Annotated in this window: 13 protein-coding genes; 4 read left to right on the forward strand and 9 right to left on the reverse strand. The window is 69.2% G+C overall.

The window, feature by feature from the left end; translation table 11 throughout:
* Window positions 1-12: 12 nt before the first annotated feature.
* The 3 genes from K8638_RS33150 to K8638_RS33160 form a co-directional block, all read right to left on the reverse strand.
* On the reverse strand, window positions 13-1,824 hold the full coding sequence (locus K8638_RS33150) for a hypothetical protein (RefSeq protein ID WP_223758685.1): 1,812 nt from the start codon (window positions 1,822-1,824) through the stop codon (window positions 13-15).
* A gap of 477 nt (window positions 1,825-2,301) precedes the next feature.
* Window positions 2,302-2,973 carry a response regulator transcription factor gene (locus K8638_RS33155; protein WP_223758686.1) on the reverse strand — a complete coding sequence of 224 codons (672 nt, stop codon included), beginning with the start codon at window positions 2,971-2,973 and terminating at the stop codon, window positions 2,302-2,304.
* 45 nt (window positions 2,974-3,018) lie between these two features.
* Window positions 3,019-4,188 (reverse strand): sensor histidine kinase, encoded by a 1,170-nt coding sequence (locus K8638_RS33160; protein WP_223758687.1) that lies wholly within the window; start codon window positions 4,186-4,188, stop codon window positions 3,019-3,021.
* Between the two features lie 189 nt (window positions 4,189-4,377).
* On the opposite strand from K8638_RS33160, the gene K8638_RS33165 reads away from it, so the two are divergent.
* Window positions 4,378-5,094, forward strand: a complete 717-nt coding sequence (locus K8638_RS33165) for a DUF2306 domain-containing protein (RefSeq protein WP_223758688.1) — start codon at window positions 4,378-4,380, stop codon at window positions 5,092-5,094.
* Here K8638_RS33165 and K8638_RS45390 read toward each other — a convergent pair.
* Window positions 5,019-5,372 carry an Imm52 family immunity protein gene (locus K8638_RS45390; RefSeq protein WP_370644187.1) on the reverse strand — a complete coding sequence of 118 codons (354 nt, stop codon included), beginning with the start codon at window positions 5,370-5,372 and terminating at the stop codon, window positions 5,019-5,021. The genes K8638_RS33165 and K8638_RS45390 overlap by 76 nt on opposite strands.
* 77 nt (window positions 5,373-5,449) lie before the next feature.
* Here K8638_RS45390 and K8638_RS33170 point away from each other — a divergent pair, with 77 nt between their 5' ends.
* The gene (locus K8638_RS33170; protein ID WP_223758689.1) at window positions 5,450-6,679 is read left to right on the forward strand and encodes a hypothetical protein; all 1,230 of its coding nucleotides are present in this window, start codon (window positions 5,450-5,452) and stop codon (window positions 6,677-6,679) included.
* Between the two features lie 88 nt (window positions 6,680-6,767).
* Here the strand turns inward: K8638_RS33170 and K8638_RS33175 are convergent, their stop codons facing one another.
* From K8638_RS33175 to K8638_RS33195, 5 genes are all read right to left on the reverse strand, one after another.
* On the reverse strand, window positions 6,768-7,592 hold the full coding sequence (locus K8638_RS33175; protein WP_223758690.1) for a hypothetical protein: 825 nt from the start codon (window positions 7,590-7,592) through the stop codon (window positions 6,768-6,770).
* 109 nt (window positions 7,593-7,701) lie between these two features.
* A complete protein-coding gene (locus K8638_RS33180) occupies window positions 7,702-9,063 on the reverse strand; it encodes a HAMP domain-containing sensor histidine kinase (protein WP_223758691.1) in 1,362 nt (453 codons plus the stop codon).
* Window positions 9,060-9,758: a response regulator transcription factor gene (locus K8638_RS33185; protein ID WP_223758692.1), complete on the reverse strand. Its 699-nt coding sequence runs from the start codon at window positions 9,756-9,758 to the stop codon at window positions 9,060-9,062. Before K8638_RS33185 ends, K8638_RS33180 begins: the two co-directional genes overlap by 4 nt.
* A complete protein-coding gene (locus tag K8638_RS33190) occupies window positions 9,739-10,302 on the reverse strand; it encodes a diheme cytochrome c (protein ID WP_223758693.1) in 564 nt (187 codons plus the stop codon). Before K8638_RS33190 ends, K8638_RS33185 begins: the two co-directional genes overlap by 20 nt.
* 14 nt (window positions 10,303-10,316) lie before the next feature.
* Window positions 10,317-11,351, reverse strand: a complete 1,035-nt coding sequence (locus K8638_RS33195; RefSeq protein WP_223758694.1) for a DUF1924 domain-containing protein — start codon at window positions 11,349-11,351, stop codon at window positions 10,317-10,319.
* Between the two features lie 242 nt (window positions 11,352-11,593).
* Between K8638_RS33195 and K8638_RS33200 the strand changes: the two genes are divergently transcribed.
* Together K8638_RS33200 and K8638_RS33205 are read left to right on the forward strand one after the other, a co-directional pair.
* A complete protein-coding gene (locus K8638_RS33200; RefSeq protein ID WP_223758695.1) occupies window positions 11,594-12,739 on the forward strand; it encodes an aspartate aminotransferase family protein in 1,146 nt (381 codons plus the stop codon).
* A gap of 250 nt (window positions 12,740-12,989) precedes the next feature.
* The gene (locus K8638_RS33205; protein WP_223758696.1) at window positions 12,990-13,163 is read left to right on the forward strand and encodes a hypothetical protein; all 174 of its coding nucleotides are present in this window, start codon (window positions 12,990-12,992) and stop codon (window positions 13,161-13,163) included.
* The last annotated feature ends 24 nt before the right edge of the window (window positions 13,164-13,187 follow it).

Raw genomic sequence — 13,187 nt, forward strand, 5'->3', positions numbered from 1 at the left:
TGCGGAACGAGACTACTTCTTGGGCAACTGCTCCAGCCACAGATCGTACCACTTTTCGACGCGCTCCTCGTTCTCCTGCAGAATCTTCCAGGTCTGGGCTCGGCCGTTTTGGGGGAGGCTTTTCTCAGGAATGACCTTCTCCAGAGACTCGAGTGGCACGACCTGGACATCGTGATTGCTCCCCAGAGTGCGCTCCAACCGCGCCTGGATTTCCGCGACCTTTTCAGCCGGGACAAAGACTCTCTTCAGGTGCTCGAGGCCCATCTTTTGACCAACCGTCGCTTCGCCCGGCAGGTTGCCCTCGCGCTTGGAGGGAATCCTGGTTCCATCGAGCTCGAACATCACCGGGTATGGAGGCTCACGCACCATCCTTCGAAGATTTTGCTCCGATTCGAGCAGGCGAAGCCGTTCCTGTGTCCGCTTCTCCGTCCCCAGGATGTATGGAGAGTTCTCTGGGACGCTGGACCAATCGCGTGAGAGCAGTTCCTTGTACCGGTCGATCTCGCGCGAAAGGTCCGCGTCACTCAGCACGGAGGTGTTGAACCGGCTGGAGTTTTGATACGCATCCGCGTACGCATGAGCCGTGCCCAGCCCTTCCGGGCCTTCTCCGACCGAGATGACTTTCTTTTCGTCAGGAGAGCCTGAGTACTGATTTCCCTCGCCCGACCTCCGCGGGATGTCGCTCTGCTTCAACTGAGTCGCAGGCAGGAGTCCGCCAGCCTCCTCAATCCCATCCAACGCAGCGGAGGACGACGTGTGATAGAGTTGCCTGGGCGCATTCATGTCGAAGTCCCCCTCATCGAGCACCCTGACACCCTCATTGATGATTTCTTGTCTCATCTTCGGCCGGGTGATTCCATCCGGGCGAGTAGCTCCCTCCGGAAGCTTGATTCCATCCGGACGGGTGGCCCCCGGCGGAAGGGGGATTCCATCCGGGCGGGTGGCTCCCGGATCGCTGATTCCCTCCGGCCGGTTCACAGGAGGCTTCCCCGCCCCGCCCTCACCGGCGGCGGTCTTGGGAGGGCGAGGCGCGTCCTTCGCCCCGTCATCCACCTTGGAGCCGACCTTCGTCCCCGTCGGCGCATTGTCGGCGTGCTTCGCCACGGTGGTCAGCGACCTGGTTGCGCGTGCTGTCTTGGATAGCAGATTGAGTCCCGAGGCGCCTGGAGCGGGAACCCCGACCGTCTCGCCGATGAAGGTGCCCAGGGCATGCTCGGGGTCTTCCTTCACCTTCTTCCACGTCTCGCTGTTCTTCACCGCATCCACGGAGTTGGAGAAGGCCTTGCCGGGGTCATCGACATACGCCAGCGTCCCCGACTTCAGCTTCGACCCGAACTGCGTCACGTGGTCCTTGAACTGATTCTGGGTGTCCGTGTTGAAGGTGACCTGCTGCACACCGCCCAGCAGGTCCAGCGTCCCCGTCACGGACTTCAGCACGCCCGTCTCGAGGCCCACCTGGAAGTGCGCCCCGCGCCGAGCGGCCTCGGTCGCGCCGCTCGCGCCCTTGGTGAGGAGCTTCCCGGCTGACGACTGCCCGATGGAGGTCTCGGAGAACTCGTCGATACCCCGCTGGGCCACGCTCGCCGCGGAGTCGACGGCCTTGAGCTTGAGCTTGTCCAGCTTGTCCACGCCCTGCCCCAGGTGCTGGGCCCCCGCGCTCAAGAACCGCCCCGGGTCGCTCAGGTACTCACCGGGGAGCTTCGCCAGCTTCTTCGGATCTCGCTCCTGGATGGCCTGGGCCGTCTTCTGGACGTCCTCCTTCAGGATGCGGGTGTAGCGGTTGTTCAGAACCGGGGACTTCGTGACCTTGGACCAGAGGGACATGGCGCTCACCTGCCCGCATAAGTGGGGGATGTGCCCACATTGTCGGAGACTTCGCGCAAGAGTTTCCGGGATGACGCGGAAAGGCCCCCGTCCCTCGGACGCCACCGAGGGAAAGCCTGAGCAGAATCAACGCTTTACGTCATCCGACAAAAACGCACCCCAGGGAGATTCCTGACTCACCCGGGGCCGGAAAATACCCGGAGGAGAGCCTCGCGGAGCTGGAGAAGCAGGCCCAGCCCCCGCGGAAGGCGCAGCCAGGAAACGGGGATTCCACGGCCACCGACGCGATGCTGGTGCCCCAGGCCAGCCGCATCGAGCGGGGTGCGCCGCCCGAGCCCGTGCGAGAATCCCGCGCCTTCGTTTAGCGCTTCAGCACGTCGAGCCGCGCCTCTCCGCCCTCCTTCACGTCCTCGACGACGCGGACACTTCGCGAGGACGCCCGCGCCCGGCCGGGCTGAGCGGCGCGAGCATCTCGTCCTACAGGCAGCCGAGCTCCATGGCCCGGAGGACGGCGCGGGTGCGGTCCCTCACGCCCAGCTTGGAGAGGATGCTGGAGGTCTGGTTCTTCACCGTCCCCTCCGCCGTGCCGAGCGCCTGGGCAATCTCCCGGTTGCTCAGTCCCCTGGCGATGAGGCGCAGCACCTCCACCTCGCGGCGGGTGAGGCCCTCGGGCAGGTCCGCGTGGGGGAAGTCCCGGGGCAGCTCGGCCACGCCGCGGGCCACGCGCTCGGCGACTCCGGGCGGGAGCAGCGTCTCACCGGCGGCCACACGCCGGATGGCATCGGCGAGCTCCTCCAGGGACACGTCCTTGAGGAGGAAGCCCTGCACGCCCGCGCGGAGCGCCTCGATGATGGCGGCGTCCTCGTCGAAGGTGGTGAGCAGCACCACGCGCCGGCCCGGGTCGGTGCGGCGCAGCGCGTGGAGGGCCTCCAGCCCCGTCATCCGCGGCATGCGCACGTCCATCAGCACCACGTCCGGGTCCAGCTCCGCCACCCGGCGCAGCGCCTCCTCGCCATCGGCCGCCTCACCCACCACCCGCAGGTCCGGGGTGAGGTCCAGCAGGCTCCGCAGGCCCTGGCGCACCAGGGCGTGGTCATCCGCCAGGACGAGGCGAATCGGTCCCCGGTTCCCCGCGTCACCGGTGCTCATGTTCCTGCCTCCACGGCGCGGGCAGCCCCGCGTCCAGCGTCTTCCCTACCCCGCCGCGCATGGCCCCGCCCCCACGGTCGCCGGCAGCCACGCCTCCAGCTCCATCCCCTGCCCGGCCGCCGCGCGCCACTCCACGCGCCCTCCCAGGCGGGAAAACCGCTCGCGCATGCCGGTGAGGCCCGCGCCAGGTGTGAGCAGCCCCGCCCCGCGCCCATCATCCCGCGTGTGGACGCGCACCCCGCCATCACCGGTGGGCTCGATGCGGATCCACAGGTTCCGCGCCTGCGCATGGCGCAGCGTATTGGTGAGGACCTCCTGCACGCAGCGGAACAGCGAGTGCGCCGCCTCGGAGGACTCCAGGGCGAACGACTCGGGCACCTCCAGGTGGACGGCGAGCCCCGGGGCCCCCTCCGCCAGCTTGCGCAGCGAGGGCAGCAGCGGTGGCGGCGTATCTCTCAGGGCGGAGACCGTACTCCGCACCTCGGCCAGCAGCGTACGGGCGGCCTCACGCGCGCGGCGCAGGTGCTCGGCGGAGGCCGTGTCCCGGGCCGTGTGCGCGGCGGCCTCCAGGTTCAGTGAGAGCGCGGTGAGGTGGTGGCCCACCGAGTCATGCAGCTCGCGAGCGATGCGCAGCCGCTCACCCTCGCGCTCCCGAGTGGCGAGCAGCACCTGGGTGGCCTGGAGCTCCGCGTGCAGCCGGGCCAGCTCGCGGCGGGCCTCGGCCTCGCGCACCATCACCATCGCCGTGCCGAGCGTGAAGCCCTGGAAGCCGGCGTAGATGAGCGTCTGCACCCAGGCCCGGCCGAACGGATGGATGACCGAGAACACCACCATCGTCCCCACCACCTGTGCGCCCACCCACGCCAGGGCCCGCCGCTGGGACATCCCCTCGGGCGCCTGCCCGGCGGTGATGGCCAACAACGCGCCGTCCAGGCCGCTATCGCCGGTGGCGACGCAGACGAGCGCCGCCGCCGATTGCAGCGCCAGCAACAACACCTCGCAGTGGCCTTCCCCTTGTGCGTTGCGCCAGAAGGCCACGCCGAAGGTGAGGAACGCGGACATCCACACGACTGTGCCCGGAGCCGTCCAGCGCGCGGGCTCGTCCATGAGGTCCACGACGTGCGGGATGCCGACCACGGCCCAGGTCAGCATCCCGGCCGTGACCAGCAGGCGATGGGTGGTGGTGGACTTCGCCGAGACGGACACCGGGCTCATGAGAAGACAGCTTATGAGCCCCGCCCGAGGTGGACCATGTGCCGGAAGTCACATGCCGCCGCCCGCCAGCCCGGTCCGGGCCGGGCCATGTGCCGGAAGTCACATGCGGCCGGTATGACTTCCCGCAGATGTGGGCCCTCGCGCCGCTCCGTACCGTACGCCTCGACTCGCAGCACGTCGGAGGCGCGTATGTCTTTCCATCTGTTGGCCCGCTGGCTCCACATCGTCTCGGGAATCGTCGCGTTCATCACCCTCTGGTTGCCCCTGGTGGCGCGCAAGGGCGGCACGCTGCACCGGCGCATCGGCTGGGTCTACGTGGGCGCCATGATTGCCGCGGCGCTCTCCGCGCTGGTCATCTCCGGCTGGCGCTTCATCCGGGCTCCGGCGGAGCAGCCCCTGGCCCTCTTCTTCACCTACCTGGGAGTGATGAGCGCGGCCTCCGCGTCCATGGGCGTGCGCGTGCTGCGCGCGAAGACACGCACGGGAGCTCACCGGAACCCGGTGGACCTGGGGCTGTCCGCGCTGGTGTTGCTGATGGGGCTCTTCACCGGAGCCTGGGGCCTGGCCATGCACGCGCCGTTGCTGTGGGGCTTCGCGCCGGTGGGCATCCTCACCGGAGCCAGTGGGCTCATGTACTGGCTGCGCGCGCCGCGCGAGCGCATGCACTGGTGGTTCGAGCACATGGGCGCGATGGTGGGCTCGGGCATCGCCACCCTCACCGCGTTCCTGGTGGTGAACGCGAGGCACTTCGGCATCAACGGTATGCAGCTCGCCCTCTTCCTGGGGCCCACGGTGGTGGGCGTCATGGGGCTGAAGCTGTGGGCGCGCTACTACCGCCGGCGCTTCGACGCGAAGCCGCGGCCCGAGGGTGCGCGGAGTGCCGCGCCCTCCGCGCTCACACCTTGAGGCGGATGGCGGCCGGGACGATGACTTGCCAGCACGGGAGCCGTGAATACGCGCTCGGCATTCGGTCCTTGGCTGGGAGGAGACAGGAAGCAGGAACTGGAAACAGCCTCCGAGTCTCCTCCGCGGTAGATACGCACGTCAGCGCAATCCCGACCGCTCCCGCCATTGTCGAACCAGAAGCCAAAGCCCAGTTGCTCAATGACCGCCCCCCCCCGAAGGGCGACTGCCGGAACCTCCCGAGCAGCGCCACGCCCGGTGCGGGAACCACTTGACTCCAAATCTCGATTTATGAGAATTGCTCATATTGCATGATTTGCTAATGTAGCTGTTTTCAATAACGCGACGAGGAGCTGTAATGCGTTTCACCTCCAGGAAGATGGCTTCCGGTGTTCTGCTGGCCGTACTGACGGGTCTGACCGCCTGCGGAGATGAGGCCTACACCGAGGACCCGGCTGCCGAGATGGCCGCGTCCCCGGAGACACTGCGGGCCGAGAAAGAGGCCATTCAGCGCGAGGCCAGCCAGACGCTGACCCGGGCGCTGGCGCTCTCGCTGCGAGACCCCTCCAGCCGGGGCCTGGTGCGCGCGGCCATGGCCCAGTCCCTGGTGAAGGAGGACAAGGTCCACTTCAACTCCTATGTCCGTGGCCCTGGCCGCGCCCTGCTGCAGGCCATGTCCCGGCAGAGCGGACTGAGCGTGGACCAGCTCGAGGGCCTGCTGGGCCAGGCCGGCTCGCTGGAGCTCTATCTCCCCGTCCAGGAGCACCGTGCCGCCTGGCTGGGCGATGAGAAGCTTCTCGTGGCCACCCAGCTGATCGACCATGAGCAGCCCGTCGGCTTCGACCTGAACGGCGACTCCGTGCCGCTCTCCGCGGATGCGCCCCCCGCGGTTCCGACCCTCGCCCTGGTGCCCTCCGAGGACTTCGATGCCGAGGGCACGCCAAGCAAGCGCGGTCTCGCGCTCGGGCGCGGCGGCCAACTGCTCCAGGCCATGGGCGGCGTCACCGCCACCGCCACCACCGCCTGGACGGGGGCGTACGTGAACTCCGTCTCCATCCCCGGTACCAGTGACTACGAGGCGTGGATTCGCGGCGCCCCCGAGTTCGAGATGTACCTGGAGCGCGTCGGGAGCACCCGTCAGAAGCTCCGCTGCGCCGCGGCCGGCTCCATCGCGCCCTTCTCCTGGAACATGGATGGCACGAGCTGGACCACTCCGTTCCTCATCGCCTGGGTCAGTGAGACGCCTTCGCTCGAGGGCCTGGGCATGTACTTCTACGAGGACGATGAGACCGAGTGCGTGGTCAAGGACGACAAGGACTACCTCAAGCTCACCATGGACTTGCTGAAGAACTCGCTCAGCGTCTACATGGCGTACCAGCAGAAGCAGTGGGACCAGGCGGTCATCAGCTTCATCCACGCCACCGTCGCGCTCTGGTCCATCGTTGCCGGTAATGACGAGTACGTCGGAACCGTGACGAGCTACAACGGCATGCAGATCGACAGCACGGAGCGTGTCTTCACCATCAAGAACGAGGCCCAGCAGGATAAGGGCACCGTCAAGATTCAGTGGCGGACGCTCTACTACTGAACCGCCTCGACGAATCCCCCTGAACACCGGAGCGGTTGTTCCAATGAAGGGGGGTTGGGGCAGCAGTCATTCAGATTGCTGCCCCTCCCTACGGAGTGTCCTGGGCGGAGCCGCCGGAGGGAGCCCCGCTGCTGGCGCTCTCGTGGACGAAGGCATCGAAGTTGGAGTCGTAGGCCTTCGCGATGCGAAGCCTGTGCTTCTTGACGAGCTCCTCGTTGGCCTGGCGCGTGGCCCTCGCGGCCTCGGACAGGGGCTCACCGGACGAGGGCTTCTCGAACGTTCCGAGCCAGGCCTTGTACTGGGACTCCTTCATCTCGAGCGCGGAGCGCTGCTCGGCGGAGAGCGAGCCGTCCTTCATCCTGGCCTGGAGCTCCGTGAGCGCCTTCTCCACGGCCTGCTGCTCGGCGGCGCGAAACCGCTCCTTCTCCGCCCTCAAGCCCTTCTCGTGCAGTTCGTAGATGTGGGCGGTGAGGCTGAGGAACTCGCGGGGGGACATGCGGTGCCGCCGCAGGTGCTCGATATAGGCCGCACGGGCCCTCGCGGCGAGGTCGAGCAAGGATTCGTCCGCCTCCCGCGTGGCGGTAAGGCTCGGCGCGCCCTTCCCCTTCGCGCGCTCCTCCTGGAGCTCCAAGGTTCTCATGGCGAGCGCCTCGACCAGGGGCCGGGACGACTCCCGGATGGTGAGGTAGTCATCCAGACGGGCCTCCGAGAGCGCAAGGACCTCCCCGTCCCTGGGGAGAGTGAAGGGGTGGCGCGCATCGAGCTGTGTCAGGGCCTGCTGCTGGAGCGCCTCTCGCCGCGAGGCCTCCCGGGCGACTCCGCGCGCATCGGGCCCCCAGAGACCGGCGAGGCCTCCCACCACCAGTGACAGAACGCCGAGGCCCATGAGTACGCGGGTGAGACGCTTCTTCATGTGCTGCCCCTCCACCTGCCGGCCATCGAGCCCCTGCGCGAGGTACTCTGACAGGAAACTCGCGCCATGGCGGCGCGATCCTCGAGCTGCTCCGTCCGGCTCTCCCGCTTCAGCTCCCCGCGCGGAGGAACCGGAGGGACACGCGCGTGCCCCCGCCGGGGGCATCTTCAATGGACAGGCGCGCGCCCTCCGCTTGCGCCAGGGCCTGCACCACGGAGAGCCCCAGCCCGCTTCCGGCCTGCGCCGTCTTCTGGGCGGCGCTTCCGCGGAAGAAGCGCTCGGTCACCTTGTCGCGCTCGTCCGGCGCGATGCCCAGCCCCGTGTCGCTGACCTCCAGCACCGCCTCCTCGCCCTCCGCGCGTGCGTCGAAGCGGACGCGGCCCCCGCGCGGCGTGTAGCGCAGGGCGTTGTCCATCAGCGCGTCCAGCATCTCGCGCAGGCGGCCCCGGTCGGCGTGCAGCTCGAGCCCCTCCTCCGCCTCGCTCCGCAGCAGCAGGCCCGCCTCCTCCGCGCGGGCCCGGAACAGATGCAGCACTTCGTTCGCCAGCTCCGCCGCCACAATCCGCTCGCGGCGCGCTTCGCCCTTCGCCGCGTCCGCCCGGTTCAGCGCGAGCAGCCCCTGCGCCAGGCTCGCCGACTCGCGCGCCGCGTGGGCGATTTCGGTGAGCGCCGCGCGGTACTCCTCGGGAGAACGCTCGCGCCGCAGCGTCACCTCCGCCTGCGAGAGGATGCTGGCCAGCGGCGTGCGCAGGGCGTGGCTGGCGCGGCCGACGAACGCGCGCTGTCCCTCGAAGGCCTGCTCCAGGCGGCCCAGCACTCCGTTGAACGCGGCCGCCAGCCGGCGCAGCTCGGGGTCCAGCCCCTGCGTCTGGAGCCGCGTGCTCAGCGAGCGCTCCTCGATTCCGGAGACCTCGCGCGAGAGTCTTCGCAGCGGCGACAGGAACATCTGCGCCAACGCCGCGGCGCCCAGCCCGCCCAGCACCGCGGCCAACGCGAGCGCGACGAGGAGCCCCACCCGGAAGCGCTCGGCCACCCGCGCGAAGGTGGAGAGCGGGGCGGCCACCCGGAGGACGAGCCGCTCTCCCCGGCCGTGATGCGGCTCGAAGGTCCGCGACAGCACGCGCAGCATCGCGCCGCCCGGAGCCTCAATCGTCTGGAACGGGGCGCCGGTGCCGCCGAGGCCCGCCAGCCCGGGCATCGTGAATCGCGAGGACGCGAGCACCCGCCCATCGAGGGTCTCGATGCGCCAGGGCCAGCCCTGCGCGAGCGCCTCGACTTCGTCCTCGACCGAGATTTCTCCGTGGTGCCACTCCACCTCGGAGGAGAGGACGTCCGCGCGGTGCGCCAGCTCCGCATCCAGCACCTCCTGCGACCAGGTAGTGAGCGCCCGTGAGAGGTACAGCCCGAGCCCTCCCAGCAGCAGGGCCGTCAGGCCCAGCACCAGCACGATGAGTCGCGCGCGCAGGCTCATGCGCTGCCCTCGTCCTCCGCCGGAGGGTCGAAGCGGTAGCCCGCGCCGCGGAGCGTGCGAATCATCTCCGAGCCCGGCAGGCCCGCCGCCTCCAGCTTCTTGCGCAGGCGCGCCACGAAGACGTCAATCACGTTGCTGTCGCGCTCGGCGTCCTCGTTGTACAGCCGCTCGGCGAGCTGGGTGCGGGACCAGGTGGCGCCCGGCTTCAACGCGAAGAGCTCCAGCACCGCGAACTCGCGCGCGGTCAGCTCCAGCGGCTTGCCCGCGACGCTGGCGGAGCGCGCGGCGAGGTCCAGCTCCAGCTTGCCGACTCGAAGCACGTTGGAGGGCTGGCCATAGCCGCGCCGCAGCAGGGCGCGCACCCGCGCCAGCAGCTCGGCGAAGGCGAACGGCTTGACGAGGTAGTCGTCCGCGCCGGCGTCCAGCCCATCGACGCGGTCGTGCACCTCGCCCAGCGCGGTGAGCAACAGCACCGGGGTCCGCTTCCCTCGCCGCCGGAGCGTTCTCAGCACGGTGAGTCCGTCCATGGAGGGCAGCATCCGGTCCAGGATGAGTCCGTCGAATGTTATCTCCGACGCGAGGTGGAGCGCCTCCTCGCCGTCGTGGACCACGTCGACGGTGAAGCCCTCTTCGGTGAGGCCCTGCGCGATGCTACGCGCCAGGGCCACGGTGTCTTCAGCGAGCAGGAGTCGCATCTCTTGGGATTTGTACCCGGTCCTCGTTGAAGTCACCTTGATTTGCATTCAGATGGCAGGCGGTGCAATTCGCCTTGCTGCCCACCGCCTCGCGCTTCCAGACTCGTGGGTTCACCTCGTCGTGCTTGTGCCGCCACCAGGTGAGCTCGGTGATTCGCAGGGGCGGAGGCGCCTCGGTGCGGCGCGGCGTGGCCGCCCACGCCGACAGGAAGGTGCTCAGCTCCCGGGCCGTGGGCGCGTCCAGCTCCGCGTTCTGGCCGAAGTGGTCATCCAGGTTCGACAGCAGCGCCTGCCAGGACGCCGCCGGCAAGAGGCTCGGCGGATAGGCCAGGTGGCAGCTCCCGCACTCCGCCTCATAGGTCTTCCACTCCGGCGCGGCGCGAGCGGCCGCCGTCGACGAGGCCAGGCCGCGTGGTTTCCCCTCCCGTCCGCCGTGGCCGTGCTCTCCACGCTCGTGCTCGTCGTCATCGTCCGCGTGCGAGGCGAACGAGGCCAGGGCCACGGTGGCCGCGAGAGCCACCCCTCCATACGTCTTGAGTTTCATGGTGTGCGTCTCCATCAGAGGGTGAGCAGCCAGGCGGCGAGGTCCGCCTTCTCGCCAGGGGTGCACAGGCGGCCCATCACCTGCTTGCAGTTGCGGTCGAACCAGCGGTCCGCCTTCTTGCGGTCGGTGAGGCGCTCGGGGTTGGCGCTGGGCGCCAGCGGGTCGATTCGCTTGCCGGCCGGAGAGCGGCCCTGGGCGCGGGGGTCTTCGGTGTGGCAGGTGGTGCAGGACGTCTTCTCCCCGCCCTTGTCGTGCTGCGCGAAGTACAGCGCCTTGCCGCGCGCGGGGTCGGCCGCATGGCCCGGGTCCTGCGCGCGCGCCTCCTGCTGATATAGGTCGATGAGCTGCGTCTGCGCCGTGGCTGCCTCGGCCTCCCCCATGGGGAACAGCCGCAGGACGAGCAGGACGACCGCCGCTCCCAGCCCCGCCGCGGCGATGAAGCCCCCCACCCGTGCTCCGAGCGAGGGCTCCTTCGGCGGCTCGCCATCCGGGGGCACGTGCTTCCTGCCAGTCACCATCCCCGCGACGAGGTTCTGCTTCTCCAGGAACGACGAGAGCAGCACGCCCGCCACATGGAAGCCGATGAGTCCGAGCAGCAGCCCGGCCGCGCCCTCATGCACCTCCTTCACGGCGTGCGCGCCGCTCTTGCCGAGCACGCCGGACAGGGGGCCGTCCCACTCGGGGCCCAGGAAGGTGATGATGCCGGTGAGGGTGATGACGAGCAGCGTCCCGAGCAGGGCCACCACCATGACGCCGCCCAGTGGGTTGTGCCCGAGGTGGGCGCCGGGCCGGCCGCGGACATACTCCTTCGCGTAGGCCAGCACCTCGCGTGGGGAGCGCACGAAGCTCTTGAAGCGGGCCTGGGACGAGCCGACGAAGCCCCACACCAGCCGGAACACGACGATGCCCAGCAGCGCCAGCCCCAGGCGCGTGTGCAGTGGGACCGTGTCGTCGTCTTCAGCGGTGAGGAACGCGCCCAGCACCAGCGCGCCCATCGTCCAGTGCCCCAGCCGCACGGCCAGGTCCCAGACCTTCACCTTCCTGTTCATGACGAGCCTCCCTCGTTTTTCGCCCGGCGCATCCGGGATGGGAGGAACCCTACGAGGGGGAACATGAACCCAGGATGAACGGCGCGCCTCCTGGATGATCGACATGCATAAAGCAATGCATTCGATGCATATTCCTGGCTCGCGTTGGTGAATCAAGGCGCTTGTGATCCGCGTCTCCATGCATAATATGCGCGCCGCTGTCGCCCCCATGCGCCTGTGCGCGCTCGTGCCCCGCTCCTCCCATGTCCATCCAACCTGGTCTGCCGGCCCTCCTGCCCACCTATGCGCCCTATCCGTTCCCCATTGTCCGGGGAGAGGGGGATCGCCTCCATGACGACCAGGGACGCGTCTTCCTGGATTGGTATGGGGGGCACTGCGTCTGCGCCACGGGCCACTCGCACCCGCGGGTGGCCGAGGCGGTGGCCGCGCAGGCGCGCTCGCTGCTCTTCTACTCGATGGCGGCCTCGCTGCCCGTGCGCGACGCAGCCGCCGCGAAGCTGGTGGAGTTCGCGCCGGAGGCCATGGCGTCCGTCTTCTTCTGCAACTCGGGGGCGGAGGCCAATGAGAGCGCGTTGAAGATCGCGCTCGTGCGGACGGGTCGGAAGCGGCTGGTGTCCTTCCAGGGCGGCTGGCACGGACGCACGCTGCTGACCCTGTCCGTCACGGATGATCCGCCGCTGACGAAGCCCCTGGCGGACCTGCTCGTGCCCGCGCACCTGCTGCCGTTCAATGACGTGGCGGCGCTGGAAGCCACGGACCTGTCGGATGTGGCCGCCGTGATTGTCGAGCCCATCCAGTCCATCGCGGGAGCGCGGGTGGCGGACGCCGCATGGCTCGAGGCGCTACGCCGGGCCTGTGACGCGAGCGGGGCCCTGCTCATCTTCGACGAAATCCAGACGGGGATGGGGCGCACCGGCGCGCCGTTCGCCGCCCAGCGTTTCGGCGTGACGCCGGACCTCATCACCTGCGCCAAGGCCATGGCCTCCGGGGTTCCCATGGGGGCGGTGCTGATGTCCGCGCCGGTGGCACGTGGCCTCAAGCCCGGCGATCTGGGCTCCACCTTTGGTGGGGGGCCGCTCGCCTGCGCCGCGCTGAGCGTCACGCTGGACATCATCCGCGACGAGCGGCTGATGGAGCGGGCGCTCCATGTCGAAGCCGTGCTGCGCCGCGAGCTGGAGGGGTCGGTGGTCCGCCAGATTCACGGCGCGGGGCTCCTGTTGGGCCTGCGTGTGGGCCCGCGCGCTTCGGCGCTGCGCCAGCACCTGCTCGCGTCGGGAATCCTGGTGGGCGGCTCCCATGACCCCGACGTGCTGCGCCTGATGCCGCCGCTCGCCGTGCGTGAGGCTTCCGTCACCGCGCTCATCGAGGCGATCCGCGCCTTCAGCTGAGTCGCTCGGGGCGGGCTCCGCCCCGCTGGCACAGCCGGTGGCACAGGGCCGTGCCATGGAAGCTGTGCCATCGGCGTGAGCCAAAGCACCATCGCGTGGAGCCTACGTCATCGCACAGACGCGTTCCCGGTAGCGTGGGCTCGGGAACGAACAATTTCGTGAGACGGCGATGGGGATGGGCCCTCTTCATGCCGAGGTCCTTCCCGGCATGGTGCCGGCCGACGGACCTCGCCTGACAAGGGGAGCCAGAATGTCATCCAAGAAGACCCTTCGCATCGTCGCCCTTCTCTCCGCTGTCGCCGGCCTGGGCCTGGCGGGACTCACCCTGGTGCCGGCCAACGCGCAGGCCGCGGAGCTGCCCCCCGGCTGCTACTACCACCCCATCACCGGCGCGCTCATCTGCCCGTACCCGCCGCCGTACTGACGCGCGTCCGCTTCGATTCAGGGC

The organism is Myxococcus sp. RHSTA-1-4 (genome assembly GCF_020037125.1).
In the GTDB taxonomy this organism is placed as follows: Bacteria; Myxococcota; Myxococcia; order Myxococcales; family Myxococcaceae; genus Myxococcus.